The 17094-nt window shown below is 70.9% G+C and carries 18 protein-coding genes; 16 read left to right on the top strand and 2 right to left on the bottom strand.

Going from position 1 to position 17094, the window contains the following annotated elements:
• The first annotated feature begins 110 nt into the window (after positions 1–110).
• The 3 genes from G537_RS0132355 (at position 111) to G537_RS0132365 (ending at position 2812) form a co-directional block, all read left to right on the top strand.
• Positions 111–869 (top strand): sulfite exporter TauE/SafE family protein, encoded by a 759-nt coding sequence (locus tag G537_RS0132355; RefSeq protein ID WP_162146179.1) that lies wholly within the window; start codon positions 111–113, stop codon positions 867–869.
• Positions 870–936: 67 nt separating this feature from the next.
• Positions 937–1563, top strand: a complete 627-nt coding sequence (locus G537_RS0132360; RefSeq protein WP_026873566.1) for an HAD-IA family hydrolase — start codon at positions 937–939, stop codon at positions 1561–1563.
• Between the two features lie 22 nt (positions 1564–1585).
• Positions 1586–2812: an adenylate/guanylate cyclase domain-containing protein gene (locus G537_RS0132365; protein ID WP_026873567.1), complete on the top strand. Its 1227-nt coding sequence runs from the start codon at positions 1586–1588 to the stop codon at positions 2810–2812.
• On the opposite strand, the gene G537_RS0132370 is transcribed toward G537_RS0132365, so the two are convergent.
• On the bottom strand, positions 2809–3597 hold the full coding sequence (locus tag G537_RS0132370) for a metallophosphoesterase (protein ID WP_051249414.1): 789 nt from the start codon (positions 3595–3597) through the stop codon (positions 2809–2811). The genes G537_RS0132365 and G537_RS0132370 overlap by 4 nt on opposite strands.
• Before the next feature lie 214 nt (positions 3598–3811).
• Here G537_RS0132370 and G537_RS0132375 point away from each other — a divergent pair, with 214 nt between their 5' ends.
• From G537_RS0132375 to G537_RS0132385, 3 genes are all read left to right on the top strand, one after another.
• Positions 3812–4117 (top strand): hypothetical protein, encoded by a 306-nt coding sequence (locus G537_RS0132375; protein ID WP_026873569.1) that lies wholly within the window; start codon positions 3812–3814, stop codon positions 4115–4117.
• Between the two features lie 138 nt (positions 4118–4255).
• Positions 4256–4699, top strand: a complete 444-nt coding sequence (locus tag G537_RS0132380; RefSeq protein WP_026873570.1) for a VirK family protein — start codon at positions 4256–4258, stop codon at positions 4697–4699.
• 69 nt (positions 4700–4768) lie between these two features.
• Positions 4769–5233 carry a heme-binding protein gene (locus tag G537_RS0132385; RefSeq protein WP_026873571.1) on the top strand — a complete coding sequence of 155 codons (465 nt, stop codon included), beginning with the start codon at positions 4769–4771 and terminating at the stop codon, positions 5231–5233.
• Here the strand turns inward: G537_RS0132385 and G537_RS41220 are convergent.
• Entirely contained in the window at positions 5230–6261 is a 1032-nt protein-coding gene (locus G537_RS41220; protein ID WP_051249415.1) for a glycosyl transferase family protein, read from the bottom strand. The two genes, G537_RS0132385 and G537_RS41220, sit on opposite strands and share 4 nt — an antisense overlap.
• A 169-nt stretch (positions 6262–6430) precedes the next feature.
• Here G537_RS41220 and G537_RS0132395 point away from each other — a divergent pair, with 169 nt between their 5' ends.
• The 10 genes from G537_RS0132395 to G537_RS41235 all read left to right on the top strand — a co-directional run bounded on the left by G537_RS0132395 (position 6431) and on the right by G537_RS41235 (position 16711).
• Positions 6431–8044 carry a GMC family oxidoreductase gene (locus G537_RS0132395; protein WP_026873572.1) on the top strand — a complete coding sequence of 538 codons (1614 nt, stop codon included), beginning with the start codon at positions 6431–6433 and terminating at the stop codon, positions 8042–8044.
• Positions 8045–8053: 9 nt separating this feature from the next.
• Positions 8054–8755, top strand: a complete 702-nt coding sequence (locus G537_RS0132400) for an SDR family NAD(P)-dependent oxidoreductase (RefSeq protein WP_026873573.1) — start codon at positions 8054–8056, stop codon at positions 8753–8755.
• Positions 8752–9264, top strand: coding sequence for a class I SAM-dependent methyltransferase (locus tag G537_RS42605; protein ID WP_051249416.1), 513 nt, complete (start codon positions 8752–8754; stop codon positions 9262–9264). Before G537_RS0132400 ends, G537_RS42605 begins: the two co-directional genes overlap by 4 nt.
• An 85-nt stretch (positions 9265–9349) precedes the next feature.
• Entirely contained in the window at positions 9350–10240 is an 891-nt protein-coding gene (locus G537_RS0132410; RefSeq protein WP_026873574.1) for a proline iminopeptidase-family hydrolase, read from the top strand.
• 65 nt (positions 10241–10305) lie between these two features.
• A complete protein-coding gene (locus tag G537_RS0132415; protein ID WP_026873575.1) occupies positions 10306–11244 on the top strand; it encodes an ABC transporter permease in 939 nt (312 codons plus the stop codon).
• A complete protein-coding gene (locus G537_RS0132420; RefSeq protein WP_026873576.1) occupies positions 11241–12098 on the top strand; it encodes an ABC transporter permease in 858 nt (285 codons plus the stop codon). Before G537_RS0132415 ends, G537_RS0132420 begins: the two co-directional genes overlap by 4 nt.
• The gene (locus G537_RS41230) at positions 12095–13072 is read left to right on the top strand and encodes an ABC transporter ATP-binding protein (RefSeq protein WP_081689195.1); all 978 of its coding nucleotides are present in this window, start codon (positions 12095–12097) and stop codon (positions 13070–13072) included. Before G537_RS0132420 ends, G537_RS41230 begins: the two co-directional genes overlap by 4 nt.
• The gene (locus G537_RS0132430) at positions 13069–14052 is read left to right on the top strand and encodes an ABC transporter ATP-binding protein (protein ID WP_026873577.1); all 984 of its coding nucleotides are present in this window, start codon (positions 13069–13071) and stop codon (positions 14050–14052) included. Before G537_RS41230 ends, G537_RS0132430 begins: the two co-directional genes overlap by 4 nt.
• Positions 14053–14077: 25 nt before the next feature.
• Entirely contained in the window at positions 14078–15598 is a 1521-nt protein-coding gene (locus G537_RS0132435; protein ID WP_051249417.1) for an ABC transporter substrate-binding protein, read from the top strand.
• A 9-nt stretch (positions 15599–15607) separates the two neighbouring features.
• Positions 15608–16711 (top strand): NAD(P)/FAD-dependent oxidoreductase, encoded by a 1104-nt coding sequence (locus tag G537_RS41235; RefSeq protein WP_034853776.1) that lies wholly within the window; start codon positions 15608–15610, stop codon positions 16709–16711.
• Positions 16712–17094 lie beyond the last annotated feature (383 nt).

Here is a 17094-nt window from a genome sequence, read left to right on the forward strand (position 1 = left end):
GGCCGATATCAACAATATTGACGATAGAAGTACTCTCCGATGAGAAAGAATTGCTCTCGGCGCAATACGGAGGTTGAGCCAAGCGGGCCGGATCGGCGATGGTCGCGGTGATGCCGACCGATCCCATCCTTCTCGCCGTGCTGCTGGGCACCATCTTCGTCATCGCCTTCACCAAGGGCGGGTTCGGCGGCGGCTTCGCCATTCTCGGCATCCCGGCCCTGTCCTTCGTCATGCCGGCGGTGGACGCGGCGGCGGTGATCGCGCCGCTGGTGCTGCTGATGGACGTGTTCACCGTCTGGGCCTTCCCGCCGCGGACCTGGAGCCGTCCCAATCTGCGGCTGCTGATCGCGCCGCTGCTGTGCGGCATCGGGCTGGGCGGGCTGACCTTCGCTCTGGTCGAGCCCGCCTGGGTGACGCTGCTGATCGCCATCGTCACCCTGGTCTTCGCCCTGCGCTGGTTCGCCCGCCGGAAGCTCGACCGGCCGCGCGCCGCCCCCTCCGGCCGGCGCGTGGCGGTATGGGGCACGCTGACCGGCTACACAACCTTCGTCGCCCATTCCGGCGGGCCGCCGCTGGCGATCTATCTGCTGCCGCAGCGGTTGGACAAGACCGTGTTCGCCGGCACCTCGGCGATCGTGTTCATGATCTGCAACATCGCCAAGCAGGTGCCGTATCTCTATCTCGGCGTGCTGGAGCCGCGGAACCTCGCCGCCATCGCCGCGGCGGCGCCGGTGGTGCCGATCGGCGTCTGGATCGGCCGCCGCTTCCACGATCGGATCGACGAGGCGCGGCTCTACTACTGGTGCCACCTGCTGCTGGTGGCGATCGGGCTGAAGCTGCTGGTCGACGGGCTGCTCGGCGTGCTGTGACCGCGGTTGCCGGTCCGGCCCCGCGGCACCATCCTGAACTGGACGGCAGGAACCGCGGAGCCGCCGCATGATCGCGCTCGTGCTGTTCGACATGAACGAGGTGCTGTGCCGCTATGACAAGGCGGCGCGGATCGCCGCCCTGGCGCGCCTGTCCGGACGCAGCCCGCAGGCGGTCGAGGCCGCGATCTGGGGCTCGGGCTTCGAGGATCGCGGCGATGCCGGCGAGCTCGACGCCGAGGCCTATCTCCACGGCTTCGGCGAGCGCATCGGCTATTCCCTCAGCCGGGCGGAGTGGACGGCCGCGCAGCGGGCGGCGATGACGCCGATGCCGGAGACGCTCGACCTCGCGGCCCGGGTGGCCGGCGCGGCGCGGGTCGCGGTGCTGACCAACAACAGCCTCTTGATGCTGCAGCAGATCGACGCGCTGTTCCCGGAGTTGCGGCCGATCTTCGGCGATGCGATCCACGTCTCGGCCCAGTTCCACGCCTGCAAGCCGGACCCGGAGGCCTATCGGCGCTGCCTCGACCGGCTCGGCGCCGCCGCGGCCGAGACGCTGTTCGTCGATGACGGCGCCGGCAACGTCGCCGGGGCGGAGCAGGCGGGGCTGGCGGGGCACCGCTTCGTCGATGCGGCGGGCCTGGCCGCAGCGCTGCAGCGGCACGGCCTGCTGCCGCCGGACGCGCGCTTGGTGTAGAGCTTCCCGCCAAGGAGACTCGATGGACGACGCCAAGCTCACCGCGCTGGCCGGCTGGATCACCGAGGCCGGGCTGATCGGCCTGCCGGAGACCGAGTTGCTGGCCGGCTTCTGCGCCCGGGCCACCTTCGCCGGGCTGCCGCTGGCCACCGGCCTGCTCGTGATCGACACGCTGCACCCGGTCTACGAGGGCAACGCCGTCCGCTGGCGCCGCGGCGAGCCGGAGGCCAGCTTCACCGGCTATGGCCGCACCACCCCGGGCATCAATGAAGAGAGATGGCGCGCCAGCCCCTTCTTCCACCTGATCGAGACCGGGCAGGAATGGATGCGCCGGCGGGTGACGCCCGAAAGCTGCGCCGAGTTCCCGGCCGTGGCCACGGCGGCGCAGGAGGGGATGACCGACTATCTCGGCGTCCTCAACCGCTTCGAGGCGGAGGGCGCGATCGCCGACTGGGACGGACTGTTCTCGGCCTGGACCACGGACCGGCCGGGCGGCTTCACCGACGAGGAGATCGCGGCGCTGCTGCGGCTGCTGCCCGGCCTCGCCATGGCGATGAAGGCCTTCACCCTGGCGCGGATGGCCAGCACGCTGCTCGAGACCTATCTCGGCCGCGACGCCTGCAACCTGGTGTGGGCGGGCCGTATCGCCCGCGGCGTCGCCGACCGGATCGACGCGGTGCTGTGGTTCAGCGACCTGCGCGGCTACACCCGGATCACCGACTCGGCGCCGCCGGAGCAGATCATTCCGCTGCTCAACGACTATGCCGATGCCGTGATCTCGGCGGTGCAGGCGCTGGGTGGCGACGTGCTGAAGCTGATCGGCGACGGCGTGCTGGCGATCTTCCGGCCGGAGGACGGCGGCGGCGAGGAGGGCCGCGCCCGGGCCTGTCGGGCCGCGCTGAAGGCCGTGCGCCGGGCCCGGGCGGCCATCGCCGATCTCAACCGGCAGCGGGCCGCGGACGGCCTGCCGGTGACCGAGATGTATGCCGGCCTGCATATCGGCGAGGTCTTCTTCGGCAATGTCGGCAGCGCCAGCCGGCTGGACTTCACCGTGGTCGGCCCGGCGGTGAACGAGACCAGCCGCATCGCCGAACTGTGCCGCTCGGCCGACCAGCCGATGCTGGTCTCCTCCGCCTTCGCCGCGGCGGCGGGCGGGGCCGAGGCCGGCCTCGTCTGCGTCGGCCGTTACGCCCTGCGCGGCGTCCGCATGCCGCAGGAGCTGTTCACGCTCGAGCCGGACTACGCCTAGACCCGCCAGACTCTGAGGCCGCGCATCCGCTCGCCATGGATCAGCACCGCCGACAGGCAGCCGGTGGCGAAGGCTCCGGTGTCGACGTCGATGCGGTGCGGATGGCCCAGCTCCAGGGACTCGACCGGCGTGTGTCCGTGGATCACCGCGACGTTCTCCGGGAAGGGGCGGCGCCACTCCAGGAACGGGTCGCGGATCCACAGCAGGGTGTGGCGGTCCTGCTCCGCCAGCGGGCGCTGCGGGTCGATCCCGGCATGGACGAACAGCAGGTCGCCGATCCGGTGGCTGACCGGGCAGCCGCGCAGCCAGCCCAGCACGTCGGGCCCGATCGCCGCCCGCACCCGGCCGCGCCAGTCGCCGGCGAGCTCGGTGACGCCGCATTCGATCAGCACCCGGTCGCCGCCATAGGTCAGCCAGAACTGCAGGGATCCGTGATCGGCGGCACCGTCCAGCACCGCCACCATGCGGTCGTCGTGATTGCCCAGCAGGGTGATCGTCTCGGCGCCGGCGATGCCGCCTCGCGCCAGGGCCAGGGCGCGCCGGTTCTCCGGGCCGCGATCGACCAGGTCGCCGAGATGGATCAGCGTGCAGTCGGTGCCGGCGGGCAGGGCCGCGAACTCCGTCGCCACCAGCCGGTGCATCGCCTCCAGCAGGTCGGCCTGGCCGTGCACGTCGCCGATCGCCGCCACCGCGCGGCCCGGCGGCAGCGGCCGGATCGCCGGGCGCCAGGGATCGCGGCGCGGGTCGAGATGGCGCGGCAATCGGTCCAGATCCTCCGGCTTCATGGCGCGTCGCGTGTCGATCCGATCATGGTCCCATCATATCAGTCGCCCGCCGGGGTTGCAGGATGCGAAGCGCGGGTTAGGTTCATCGGCGCGGACGGCCGACATCGCACCACCTCGGGGTGGGAGGTCCCGCAACGCGCCGCGGCATGCGGCCCGGCGCGAGCCGATCGACAGGCCGCCCTGTGAGGGCGCGCCGCATCGACAGGAGCATGCGATGAAGCTCAACACCGCGATGGTGGACCGGACCGTGACCCGGTTCGGGGCGCAACCCGTGCCCGAAACCCACCCGGCCATGCCCCAGCTCAACGGCCTGTTCGGGGAGCACACCTTCTTCCTCGACGGCGACGGGCTCCATATCGTCGAAGCGGTCGAGCTGGCGCCGACCGGCGCTCCGGCGGGGCAGGTGGTGAAGCTGGCCAGCTGGGCGGATGCGGATCGGACCACCCTGGCACCGCACGAGCCCGAGCCGACCGATGTCGTGATCGAGTTCGGGCCGATCGATCCGGACAAGGACGTCTGACGGCGAGGTCAACGGGCGGCCGGACATGATCCGGCCGCCCGGCTTCCTTCGCGGCTCGCCATCGGCGCGAATCGGGTAGGATCTCCGTCCCATGGCCGATTCTCCGGCCGCCCGCACCATCGGAAGGATTCGCTGCCGATGACCGTCCGCCATCGTCCGTTCCGTCGCGCCTCGGCCGCGGCACTGCTCGTCCTGCTCACCGCCGCGGCTCCGGCCCGGGCCGGCTGGGACTACGCCAGGCTCGACCGCGAGCTGCGCGAGGGCGACAGGCCGAGCGTGGTGATCGACCTCGCCAAATGCCTTGACCCGTCCGGGGCCGGCGGCCCGCCGGTGGTCGCGGTGCCGACCTTCACCACCTACAACCTGACGCCGCAATTCATCGCCACCTCCGAGACCCACGCCTTCGAGGCGGCGAACGGCGCCATGTCGCTGGAATACATCCGGCTGCGGATCTTCCCGGACAACACCGCCGAGCTCAGCCTGAAGCATCTGAACCCGTCGACCTATGAGCCGGTCGGGCCGGCGACGGTGCTGCGCTGCCGGCTGAACGACGGTTCGCTGACCCTGGGCGACGGGGACTGACGGCACAGCCATGGCGCATCGCAGGCGCGGCTGTGGCAGGATCGGTTCCCGAGAGTCGAGGAGGGACCGATGACCGATCATGCCGCCCGCACCGCCGAGCTGGAGGCCGAGGAAGCACGGCTGGCCTTCGACCGCTTCGATTTCGCCGAGGCCTGGGCGATCGGCCGGACGCTGGTCGAGACCGCGCCGGCCCCGGTCGCGATCCGCATCCAGGTCGCCGACCGGGTGCTGTTCGCCGCGGCGCTCGACGGCACCTCGGCCGACAACCAGGTCTGGCTCGACCTCAAATCCGCCGCGGTCCGCCAGTTCGGGCACAGCACGCTGTGGCTGCACCACCGGCTGAAGGCGCGCGGCCGCACCCTGGCCGAAAGCCCATCGGTCCGCGCGGCGATGATCGACCATGGCGGCGGCTTCCCGATCCGGATCGGCGCCCAGGTGGTCGGGTTCATCGGCGTCTCCGGCCTGCCGCACGAGGAAGACCACCGGCTGATCACCAGCGCGATCGAGGCGTGGAAGGCGGGGCAGGCAGGCTAGCCGTTCCGCTCCTGCCACAGCGCCGCCGCCTGCTCCAGGTGGCGGGCATGGGCGGCTTCGCCCCTGTCGCCGGCGATCACCGCGAGGGCCACGGCGGCGGTGCCGATCACCGTCGCCTCGGCCGCCGGGTCCTCGGCGGCGCCGGTCCACACCGCGCGGAAATGCTCCAGGTCGCGGCGCTCCAGCCGCTCGCCGCGGCCTTCGCCGACGATCGGCGGCACGGTCTCGTCCAGCGCCTCGCCGGCCACCAGCCGCTGCAGCGCCAGCGCCTTCAGCGGCGTGCGCTCGGCCTCGCCACCGGCGCCCTTGACCACGCAGAGGTCGCGCTGGCCCAGGAGCCGCGCGGTGTCGCGGTGCAGGTCCTGATAGGCCGGGTGGAACACGCCGACGAAGCTGGCCTTGGCTTCGAACGGGTTCAGCAGCCGGGCGGCGGAGTTGACCGGGCTGCGCAGCCCCAGCACCGGCCGCAGCTCCATCAGCCCGGTCAGGGTGCGGCTGACCGCGCGCAGCGGCAGATAGACGAAGCGGGTGCCGTCCAGGATTCGCGCCGCCTCGGCCGGGGTCTCGGGCACCGGCAGGCCCAGCGCCCGCACCGCATCCTCGGTCTCGATCCCCTCGGTGATCCGGACGTTGATGCCGTGCATCAGCACCGGATGGCCGGCGCGGGCGACCAGCAGGGCCGACAGCAGGAACCAGGGTGCGCCGCGGGTCTTGCCGGCGGCGTAGGAGGGCCAGTCGAGATCCGGCCGGGTCGCCGGCGCAGCCGTCACCGCGGCGCGGGCGGCGCGGATCATGCCGGCCAGCTCCGCCGCCGTCTCGCCGCGATAGCGCTCCAGCAGCAGGAAGGCGCCGACCTGCATCGGGTCGGCCTCGCCGGCCAGGATGATGGCGAAGGCGTCCTCGGCCTCGGCCTCGGTCAGCGGCCGCGACCGGCCAGGGCCGCGGCCGATCGCCGCCAGATGCGCCGCCATGCGCTGCCGCGGCGGCGAGTCCGGGGTGGCGGTCACGGTTTCGACGTCGCTGGCCATCGCCGTTGTCTCTTTCATGTCGCGTTGAGAATGGTTAGCGCGGGCGGCCCGGCCCGTCGAGCGCTGCGGCGCATTGTATGGCTGCCGGGCTTGTAGGAAGATCGCCACCCAAGGCCAACAATCAAGGCGGATCGGGGATAGGGATGGTGCTGAAGAAGGCGTCCGGCCGATGACGCGAACGATCGGAACGTTCGACACTGTCATCGTCGGGGCCGGCTCGGCCGGCTGCGTGCTGGCCAACCGGCTGTCGGCCGACCCGAAGGCCTCGGTGCTGCTGCTGGAGGCCGGAGGCAGGCCGGGCACCATCTGGGTCCACATCCCGGTCGGCTATCTCTACACCCACGGCGATCCGCGCCTCGACTGGTGCTTCAAGACAGAGCATGAGGCCGGGCTGGGCGGCCGGGCGATCAACTATCCGCGCGGCAAGGTGCTGGGCGGCTGCTCCGCCATCAACGGCATGATCTACATGCGCGGCCAGGCGCGCGATTACGACCAATGGCGGCAGCTCGGCAATGCCGGCTGGGGCTGGGACGACGTGCTGCCCTTCTTCATCAAGTCCGAGGACCATTGGCAGGGCGCCTCGGCCTTCCACGGTGCCGGCGGCGAATGGCGGGTCGAGCCGCAGCGCCTGTCCTGGACCATCCTGGACGCCTTCCGCCAGGCCGCGGCCGAGACCGGCATCCGGCCGACCGACGACTTCAACACCGGCGACAACGAGGGCTGCGGCTATTTCCAGGTAAACCAGCGCCGCGGCATCCGCTGGACCGCGGCCAAAGGCTTCCTGAAGCCGGTGCTCAGCCGGCCCAACCTCAAGGTCGAGACCCATGCCCAGGTGCTGAAGCTGCATCTCGAGGGCAAGCGCGTCGCCGGCGTGGTGTTCCGCCGGCCGGACGGCACCGAGGCCTATGCCGCGGCGGGGGAGGTGATCCTCGCCGCCGGCGCCGTCGGCTCCCCCGCCATCCTGCAGCATTCCGGCATCGGCCCGGCCGACCTCCTGGCCGCGCATGACGTGCAGCCGGTGCACGACCTGCCGGGGGTGGGCGAGAACCTGCAGGACCATCTGCAGCTGCGCCTGGTCTACAAGGTCGAGGGCGTGCCGACCCTGAACGAGCGGGCGAACCGCCTGCTCGGCCGCATCGGCATGGGCGTGGAATACGCGCTGTTCCGCAGCGGCCCGCTCAGTATGGCTCCGAGCCAGCTCGGCGCCTTCGCCCGCAGCGATCCGTCGCAGGAGACCGCCAATCTCGAATACCACGTCCAGCCGCTCAGCCTCGACCGGTTCGGCGAGCCGCTGCACAGTTTCCCGGCCTTCACCGCTTCCGTCTGCAACCTGCGGCCGCACAGCCGCGGCTCGGTCCGGATCAAGAGCCCGGACCCGACCGCGGCGCCGGCGATCCGGCCGAACTACCTGTCGGAGGAGGCGGACCGCCGCGTCGCGGTCGACGCCATCCGGCTGACCCGGCGGATCGCCGCGGCGCCGGCCCTGGCGCGCTACGCGCCGGAGGAGGTCCGGCCCGGTCCGGCGCTGCAGGACGATGCCGAGCTGGTGCGGGCCGCGGGCGACATCGCCACCACCATCTTCCACCCAGTCGGCACCTGCAAGATGGGCCGGGATCCGCTGGCGGTGGTCGACGAGCGGCTGCGGGTGCGCGGCCTGTCGGGGCTGCGCATCGCCGATGCCTCGATCATGCCGACCATCACCTCGGGCAACACCAACTCGCCCACCATCATGATCGCCGAGAAGGCCTCGGCGATGATCCTGGAGGATCGCCGCCAAGCCTGAGGAGGTGCCATGGAGTTCAAAGATCGTCACGTGGTCGTGACCGGCGGCACCGGCGCGCTCGGCTCGGCCGTGGTCGGGCTGCTGCTCGAGGCCGGCGCCACCTGCCACGTCCCGGTCCGCGACATCAAGGATTCGCGCCGCTTCGCCCATCGCGGTCACGACCGGGTGGTGCTGTCGCCGGTGCCGGACCTGACCGACGAGGCGGCGGTGGCCGCGTTCTATGCGGCGCTGCCCTCGCTCTGGGCCTCGATCCATGTCGCCGGCGGTTTCGCCATGGCGCCGGTCGGCGAGACCGGCAAGGCGATGCTGCAGCAGCAGCTCGACACCAACCTGGTCACCGCCTTCCTGTGCTGCCGTGCCGCGGTGCAGGCGATCGGGCGCGGCGACGCCGGGGGCCGCATCGTCAATGTCGCGGCCCGGCCGGCGCTGGAATGGCGTCAGGGCGCCGGCATGACCGCCTACACCGCGTCGAAGGCGGCGCTGGCCGCGCTGACCGTGGCGCTGGCGCAGGAGGTGGCGGGGCAGGGCATCCTGGTCAACGCGGTGGCGCCGTCGATCATGGACACCCCGGCCAACCGCGCCGCCATGCCCAAGGCCGACCATGCCGCCTGGCCGAAGGTGGAGGAGGTCGCGGCGACCATCCTGCACCTGGCCTCGCCGAGGAATCAGGTGGGCCGCGGCGCGATCATGCCGGTTTACGGCAAGGCGTGACCGGGCCGATCTCGCCCCGCATCCTGGCCGCTATCGACCTTCTGGCACCGCGGCCCGGGGAGAGGCTGCTGGAGATCGGCTGCGGCACCGGCCAGGCGATCCTGGCCGCGCTCGCCCGTGCGCCGACCGCCACGGTCTTCGCCATCGACCGCTCCGAGACGGCGGTGGCGCGGGCACGGATTGTCAACGCGACGGCAATCGCGGCCGGGCGGGTGCGGATCGAGAGAGGGGACATCGAGCACGGGCCGGTCGAGCCGGGCGGGTTCGATCGGATCTTCGCCATCCGCGTGAACAGCTTCTGGACCCGCCCTGGCCTGGCGCTGCCGCATGTCGTCCGCAGCCTGTGCCCCGGCGGGGAGATCTGGATCATCTATGACGAGCCGAGGGCCGGGATCTTCGAGACGATCCGGTCGTCGTTCGAGACCTTCGGCCTGCGGGACATCCGGACCGAAGAGCGACCCGGTGCGTTGGCTTTCGTCGCAAAGATCCCAGGCAACCGCCGGTCATGATCTTCTCCTGTCGGCCGCCTTGCCGGATTTGTCCGATCAGTCTAGCGTTCCGCGACACAAAAAAGATCAAGACGGGGATGGCAGGATGTGGCGGGAGATCGCGCCGGACCGGCGGGACGAGATTCGTGTCGACGGCTACAAGGTCGTGGCCTACAGCTTCGGCTCGGGGCCGGAGACAGTGCTGTGCCTCAACGGCGGTCCGGGGCTGCCCTGCGACTATCTGCGCGACGCCCATTCCTGTCTGATCGATCATGGCTACCGCGTCGTCGCCTTCGACCAGCTCGGCACCGGCGCCTCCGACCGGCCGACCGATCCGGCGCTCTGGACCATCACCCGCTATGTCGCGGAGGTGGAGACGGTCCGGCAGGCGCTCGGCCTCGGCCGGGTGCATCTGCTGGGCCATTCCTGGGGCGGCTGGCTCAGCGTCGAATACGCGCTGACCCATCCGGAGGCGCTGAAGACGGTGATCCTGGAGGATACCGCCGCCGACATCCCGCACCTGATCGGCGAGCTGGAGCGGCTGCGCGCAGCGCTCGGCCCCGAGACCGTGGCGATGATGCAGCGGCACGAGGCCGAGGGCACGCTGGACCACCCGGTGTACCAGGCGGCGATCACCATCCTGAATCACCGCCATGTCTGCCGGCTCGACGACTGGCCGGCGCCGGTGCGGCGCTCGCTCGACGACTGGAACATGGGGCCCTACGGCACCATCCAGGGCCCGAACGAGTTCCTCTACACCGGCAATCTGAAGGACTGGAACCGGCTGCCCGACATGCACCGGATCACCGTGCCGGTGCTGATCACCTGCGGCGAGCACGACGAGCTGACCCCGGCCTGTTCGCTGCGCATGAAGCTGGCGCTGCCGAACGCCCGGCTGCACGTCTTCCAGAACTCCAGCCACATGCCCTTCTACGAGGAGCCGCACGCCTACTACCCGGTGCTGCTCGACTTCCTCAAGGCGAATCGGGCCGCCTGATGCCGGACCGTCTTCATGGTAAAGTCTTGCTTCCGGTGCCATCGCGGCACCGGGGCTGACCGGCGATGCACCGCTTCCGCTTCGTCCTGACCCGTCCGCTGCAGCTGATCCCGGTGCTGTTCGGGATCAGCGTCATCACCTTCGTGCTGATCCGCTCGATCCCCGGCGATCCGGCGCGGGTTCTGCTCGGCACCAAGGCGACGCCGGACGCGATCGCCAGGATCCGCGCCCAGTTCGGGCTCGACGAGCCGCTGTGGACGCAATACGCGCTGTTCCTGCAGAACCTGGCGAATGGGGAGATGGGCCGGTCGATCCTGTACAAGGTCCCGGTGCTGCGCCTGATCGCCGAGCGGATCGAGCCGACGCTGCTGCTGGTGTTCGGCGCCGTGCTGCTGTCGCTGCTGATCGCCGTACCCTTCGCCGCCATCGCGGCGCGCCGCCGCGGCCGGCTGGCCGACCACGCCATCCGCATCGTCTCCACCACAGGGCTGGGCCTGCCGCCGTTCTGGCTGGGGATCATGCTGATCATCCTGTTCAGCGTGACGCTCGGCCTGTTCCCGGTGGCGGGATACGGCGACGATTGGGCGGACCGGCTGCACCATCTGGTGCTGCCCTGCCTGACCATCGCGCTGGCGCTGTCGGCGGTGCTGACCCGGACGCTGCGGGCCGCGATGATCGCCGAGCTGCGCTCCGACCAGGCGACGGCGGCGCGGGCGCGCGGCCTGCCCGAGGGCATGGTGTTCTGGCGCCATGTCGTGCCCAACGCCATCGTGCCGACCATCAACCTCCTGGCCGTCAACATCGGCTGGCTGATCGGCGGCACGGTGATCATCGAGAACGTGTTCTCGATCCCCGGCATGGGCCAGCTGCTGGTGCGCGGGATCTTCACCCGCGACTACATGGTGGTGCAGGGCGTGGCCATGGCCTTCGCCGTCGCCAGCGTCACGGTGAACTTCCTGGCCGACGTGCTGACCGTCGCCATCGATCCGCGGGTGAAGCTGTGAGCGCGGTCGCCGGCACACCAGCCGCCCGGCTGCGGCTCAGGATCAAGTTGCCGCGGGTGCCGGGCGCGCTGTGGTGGGGCGCCGGCATCGTCGGTTTCTTCCTCCTGGTCGCGCTGCTGGCGCCGGTGATCGCGCCTTACGATCCGATCGCGCAGGACACGGCGAACGCGCTGCTGCCGCCTGGGCCGGGACATTGGCTCGGCACCGACAATGTCGGCCGTGACGTGCTGTCCCGGCTGATCTGGGGCACCCGGCTCGACCTGATGATGGGCGTGCTCGGCGTGCTGATCCCGTTCCTGATCGGCACCGCGGTCGGCTGCGTCTCCGGCTATTTCGGCGGCTGGGTCGACGCGCTGGTGATGCGCATCCTCGACATCGTCCTGGCCTTCCCCTTCCTGGTGCTGATGCTGGCGATCATTGCCATCCTCGGCCCCGGCCTCGGCAGCTTCTTCATCGCCATGGCCCTGGTCGGCTGGGTGTCCTACGCCCGGCTGGTCCGGGCCCAGGTGCTGGTGCTGAAGGCCGCCGACTTCGTCACCGCCGCCCGCAGCCTGGGCTATAGCCATCTCAGGATCATGGCCCGGCACATCCTGCCGAACGCGATGGTCAGCTCGATCGTGTTCTCGATGTCCGATGTGGTGCTGACGATGCTGCTCGGCGCCTCGATCAGCTATCTCGGCCTCGGGGTGCAGCCGCCCACGGCGGAATGGGGCGTGATGGTGGCGGAGAGCCAGAACTTCATCATCCGCGCTTGGTGGATCGCCGCCTTCCCCGGCGTGGCGCTGGCGGTGATCGCGCTCGGCTTCAGCCTGCTCGGCGACGGCCTCGGCGAATGGCTCGGGGTGAAGGAATGACCGCGCCGCTGCTGGAGGTGCGCGACCTGTCGGTGGCCCTGACCCGGGCGGGGGAGGAGACGACCATCGTCGACCGCGTCTCCTTCGCGCTGGAGGCGGGGCAGGTGATGGGGTTGGTGGGCGAGAGCGGCTCGGGCAAGAGCGTCACCTGCCGGGCACTGATCGGGCTGCTGCCCGGCGGCTTGCGCATTTCCGGCGGGTCGGTGCTCCTCAAGGGCCGCGACCTCGCGGCGCTGGGGCCGGAGGCGCTGCGCCGGGTGCGGGGGCGGGAGATCGGCATGATCTTCCAGAACCCGTCCAGCCATCTCGACCCGGTGATGCGGATCGGCGACCAGATCGCCGAGGGCATCCGCCTGCACCGCGGTGCCTCGAAGCGTGAGGCGCGAGCGGCCGCGATCGACCTGCTGCGCCAAGTCGGCATCCCGGATCCCGAGCGGCGGGCGGGCGGATATCCGCACGAATTCTCCGGCGGCATGCGGCAGCGGGCGATGATCGCCACGGCGCTGGCCTGCGACCCGGAGGTGCTGATCGCGGATGAGCCGACCACGGCGCTGGACGTCACCGTTCAGGCGCAGATCCTGCGGCTGCTGCTGGACCTGCGCGACCGTCGCGGCCTCGCCATCATCCTGATCACCCATGACCTCGGCGTGGTGGCGCAGAGCTGCGATCGCATCGCCGTGATGTATGGCGGCACTTTGTGCGAGGCGGGGGCCAAGCGGGCGGTGCTGGCGGCGCCGCGCCATCCCTACACGGCCCGGCTGATCGCCTGCCAGCCGGCGCATGGCGACGGCGGGCACCTGCTGCCCTTCATCCCCGGCCAGCCGCCGTCCCTGGCCGAGCTGCCCTCCGGCTGCCGCTTCCATCCGCGCTGCGACCGCGCCTTCGAACGCTGCGCCGCCGTGCGGCCGGACCCGTCCTGGCCGGAACCTGGGCATATGGCGGCCTGCCACCGGGCGCTGGGAGACGCGGCGTGACGCTGCTCGACGTCCAGGACCTGGAGGTCCATTTCCGCGCCGGCGGCCTGACGCTGCCGGGGCGCCCGCCGCGGCTGGTGCGGGCGGTCAACGGCGTCTCCTTCACCCTGGCGCCGGGCGAGGCGCTGGGGCTGGTCGGCGAATCCGGCTGCGGCAAGAGCACGCTCGGCCGCGCCATCCTGCGGCTCGGCGAGATCACCGGCGGCAGCATCCGCTTCGGCGGCGCCGACATCGGATCGGGCGGCCGCGACGGCGTTGCCCGGCTGCGCCGCGAGACGGCGATGATCTTCCAGGACCCGTACGGCGCGCTGAACCCGCGCATGGCGGTGGGCGAGGCGATCGCCGAGGTGCTGCGGGTCCACCGCAAGGTGCCGCGCGACCGCGTCCCGGCGCGGGTGGCGGAGCTGCTGACCCTGGTCGGGCTGCGGCCCGAGCACGCCGGCCGGCGCCCGGCCGAGCTGTCCGGCGGCCAGTGCCAGCGGGTCGGCATCGCCCGGGCCCTGGCGGTCGAGCCGAAGCTGATCATCGCCGATGAATGCGTCGCCGCGCTCGACGTCTCGATCCAGGCGCAGATCATCAATCTGCTGATCGAGCTGAAGGCCCGGATGAACCTGGCCCTGATCTTCATCGCCCACGATCTCGCCGTGGTGCGTCGGCTCTGCGACCGGGTGGCGGTGATGTATCTGGGCCGGATCGTGGAGGAGGGGCCGGCCGAGGCGGTGTTCGCCGCGCCGAAGCACCCCTACACCCAGGCCCTGATCCGGGCGATCCCGGAGATCGACCCCGACCGCACGCTGCCGACGGACCTGCTGGGCGGCGAGCCGCCGAGCCCGCTCGACCTGCCGGCGGGCTGCGCCTTCCATCCGCGCTGCCCCTTCGCCATGGCGGAATGCCGGGCCGGGGCGCCGCCGGCGCTGCGCCCGACCGAAGGCCGTTTCACGGCCTGCCATCTCTATCCTGCAATCCCCGCCCGCAATTGAGGCAGGGCAACAACGGAGGCTCACGATGACACGGACCAGGAGACATTTCGGCATCGCCACGGCGGCGTTCCTTGCGGCGCTGGTCGCTGGCGGCGCCGCGGCCGAGGCGGCGGGCGTGCTGACCATCGGCCGGCGCGAGGACGGCACCACCTTCGACCCGATCAAGACCTCGCAAAACGTTGATTTCTGGGTGTTCTCGAACGTCTTCGACGTGCTGGTCCGGGTCGACAAGTCCGGCCAGAAGCTGGTGCCCGGCTTGGCCGAGAGCTGGACCGTCTCCGACGACGGCACGGTCTACACCCTCAAGCTCCGCGACGCGAAATTCTCGGATGGCAGCCCGGTGGCGGCCTCGGACGCGGTGTTCTCTCTGACCCGCATCCGCGACAACGAGGGGTCGCTGTGGAGCGACACCTACAAGGTGATCAAGACGCTGGAGGCCAAGGACGACCACACGCTGGTGATCACCCTGACCCAGCCGATGGTGCCGTTCCTGGCGACTCTGGCCATGCCGGGGGCCTCGATCGTCTCCGAGAAGGCGATGAAGGAGATGGGCGAGGACGCCTTCGCCGAGAAGCCGGTCGGCTCCGGCGCCTTCCAGGTCGAGGAATGGCGCCGCGGCGAGAAGGTGGTGCTGAAGAAGAACCCGAATTTCTGGCAGGCCGACCAGGTCAGTCTCGACGGCGTCGAATGGATCTCGGTCCCCGACGACAACACCCGCATGCTGAAGGTGCAGGCGGGCGAGCTCGATGCCGCGATCTTCGTGCCCTTCGCCAAGGTGGCGGAGCTGGAGAAGGACCCGAACCTGGTGGTCCACAAGGACCCCTCGACCCGCGAGGACCATCTGCTGCTGAACCACTCGCACCCGCCGCTCGACAAGCGCGAGGTGCGGGAGGCGATCGACTACGCCATCGACAAGAAGGCGATCGTCGACACCGTGACCTTCGGCATCGGCACCGTCGCCAATTCCTACATCCCGAAGGGCGCGCTGTACTACCACGCCGACAATCTGCAGCGGCCGCACGACCCGGCCAAGGCGAAGGAGCTGCTGAAGCAGGCCGGGGTGGACAACGTCCAGCTGACCTACCTCGTCGACACCGGCGACACGGTGGCCGAGCAGGTGGCGGTGCTGGTCCAGCAGCAGCTCGCCGAGGTCGGCATTACCGCCAACCTGCAGAAGGTCGACCCCAGCCAGACCTGGGACATGGAGGTGGCGGGCGACTACGACATGGCGATGAATTACTGGACCAACGACATCATCGACCCGGACCAGAAGACGACCTTCGTCCTCGGCCACGACACCAACATGAACTACATGACCCGGTACCAGAACGACCGGGTAAAGGCCCTGGTGGCCGAGGCCCGGGTCGAGGCCGACCCGGCGAAGCGCGAGGCGATGTATGTCGAGCTGCAGAAGACGGCCAAGGCTGACGTCAACTGGATCGACCTGTACTACAGCCCCTATCTCAGCGTGTCGCGCAAGAACATCGAGAACTTCGGCCAGAACCCGCTCGGCCGGTTCTATCTGGAAGAGACGAAGAAGAACTGAGAGGTCGGAATGCCTTCAATCATCGTGATCGGCGCGGGCGTCATCGGCGCCTCGGTGGCGTACCGCCTGGCGCAGGGCGGGGCGTCGGTCACGGTGCTGGAGGCGGTGCGGATCGGCGCCGGCACCTCCGGCACCAGCTTCGCCTGGGTCAACTCGCACGGCAAGACGCCGCGGGCCTATCACGACCTGAACGTCGCCGGAATGAAGGCGCATGCGGCGCTGCGTGAGGAGTTCGCGGCGACGCCCTGGCTGCATCTGAACGGCTGCCTGGAATGGGCGGACGAGGCCGGTCAGGAGGAACAGCGCCGGCGCTTCGAACGGTTGCGCGACTGGGGCTATGCCGCCGAATGGATCTCCGCCGCGCAGCTGCGCGAGCTGGCGCCCGACATCGACCCGGCCGCCGTCGGCGATGCGCCGGTCGCCTGGTTCCCGGAGGAGGGCTGGGTCGACCCGGTGGTCTATGCCCAGGCCATGCTCGCCGCCGCCCGGCGCCTGGGCGCGAGGGTGGAGATCGGCGCCCGGGTGATGCGGGTGGAACTCCGAGCCGGCCGCGTCACCGGCGTGACCACGGCGGACGGCACGATGCATGCCGCCGACCTCGTGGTCAACTGCACCGGCCGCTGGGCCGACGACGCCGGCTACGACCCGGCGCTGCGCATCCCGCTGGCGCCGACCGCGGGGCTGCTGGCGTTCACCCCGCCGGTCGCGGTCGGGCTCGAGCACCTGTTGAAGACGCCGGGCTGCGATCTCCGGCCGGACGGCGCCGGGCGCCTCCTGGTCTGCCGCAACGACGACGAGTTCGACCCGGCCGCGGCGCCGAAGCCCAGCATCGACCTACCGGAGCTGCGCGAGCTGATCCGCCGGGCCCGGGCGATCCTGCCGGCGATGGGGCCGGTGGATTCGGAGGCGGTGCGGCTCGGCATCCGCGCCATCCCCAAGGACGGCTATTCCGCCGTCGGCCCGCTGCCGCAGGTCGAGGGCTACTACGCCGCCGTGACCCACAGCGGCGTCACCCTGGCGGCGTTCCTGGGCTCGGCCGTGGCCGACGAGCTGCTGCGCGGCGTCACCCGGCCCGAACTGGCGACCTTCCGCCCGGCCCGGTTCTTCGGCTGACGTTCGCGCAAGGCGGATGGGCCGGCGCCGCCCCCTCACCCGAAATCGCTGCGCGATTTCGACCTCTCCCCAAGGAGAGGTGTAGAGGGCTGGGGCTGGGGCTGGGGCTCGTACTCCCCTCTCCTCGGGGAGAGGGAGGGGCCCGACGCCGAAGGCGGCGGGAGGGTGAGGGGGATTCTCCAGCCGCGCCGCCGAAACGCTCGGCCTGACGCCGCAGTCGGCTTATGCTTCGGGGCATGACCGGGAGGAACGGGCGCAGGGATCGGGGAACAGGCGGTGGCTGACTGGCTGCTGTGGATCATCGCGCTCGGCTATCTCGGCCTGCTCTTCGCCGTCGCCTTCGCCGGCGACCGCAGCCCGGGCTACTGGCGCTCCGGCCTGCG

This window comes from Inquilinus limosus DSM 16000 (assembly GCF_000423185.1).
Lineage (GTDB): Bacteria > Pseudomonadota > Alphaproteobacteria > DSM-16000 > Inquilinaceae > Inquilinus > Inquilinus limosus.

Bases quoted from the DNA above. Each gene is read 5' to 3' on its own strand.
- G537_RS0132355 (WP_162146179.1), top strand. From the start codon at position 111: ATGCCGACCGATCCCATCCTTCTCGCCGTGCTGCTGGGCACCATCTTC.
- G537_RS0132360 (WP_026873566.1), top strand. From the start codon at position 937: ATGATCGCGCTCGTGCTGTTCGACATGAACGAGGTGCTGTGCCGCTAT.
- G537_RS0132365 (WP_026873567.1), top strand. From the start codon at position 1,586: ATGGACGACGCCAAGCTCACCGCGCTGGCCGGCTGGATCACCGAGGCC.
- G537_RS0132370 (WP_051249414.1), bottom strand. From the start codon at position 3,597: ATGAAGCCGGAGGATCTGGACCGATTGCCGCGCCATCTCGACCCGCGC.
- G537_RS0132375 (WP_026873569.1), top strand. From the start codon at position 3,812: ATGAAGCTCAACACCGCGATGGTGGACCGGACCGTGACCCGGTTCGGG.
- G537_RS0132380 (WP_026873570.1), top strand. From the start codon at position 4,256: ATGACCGTCCGCCATCGTCCGTTCCGTCGCGCCTCGGCCGCGGCACTG.
- G537_RS0132385 (WP_026873571.1), top strand. From the start codon at position 4,769: ATGACCGATCATGCCGCCCGCACCGCCGAGCTGGAGGCCGAGGAAGCA.
- G537_RS41220 (WP_051249415.1), bottom strand. From the start codon at position 6,261: ATGGCCAGCGACGTCGAAACCGTGACCGCCACCCCGGACTCGCCGCCG.
- G537_RS0132395 (WP_026873572.1), top strand. From the start codon at position 6,431: ATGACGCGAACGATCGGAACGTTCGACACTGTCATCGTCGGGGCCGGC.
- G537_RS0132400 (WP_026873573.1), top strand. From the start codon at position 8,054: ATGGAGTTCAAAGATCGTCACGTGGTCGTGACCGGCGGCACCGGCGCG.
- G537_RS0132410 (WP_026873574.1), top strand. From the start codon at position 9,350: ATGTGGCGGGAGATCGCGCCGGACCGGCGGGACGAGATTCGTGTCGAC.
- G537_RS0132415 (WP_026873575.1), top strand. From the start codon at position 10,306: ATGCACCGCTTCCGCTTCGTCCTGACCCGTCCGCTGCAGCTGATCCCG.
- G537_RS41230 (WP_081689195.1), top strand. From the start codon at position 12,095: ATGACCGCGCCGCTGCTGGAGGTGCGCGACCTGTCGGTGGCCCTGACC.
- G537_RS0132435 (WP_051249417.1), top strand. From the start codon at position 14,078: ATGACACGGACCAGGAGACATTTCGGCATCGCCACGGCGGCGTTCCTT.
- G537_RS41235 (WP_034853776.1), top strand. From the start codon at position 15,608: ATGCCTTCAATCATCGTGATCGGCGCGGGCGTCATCGGCGCCTCGGTG.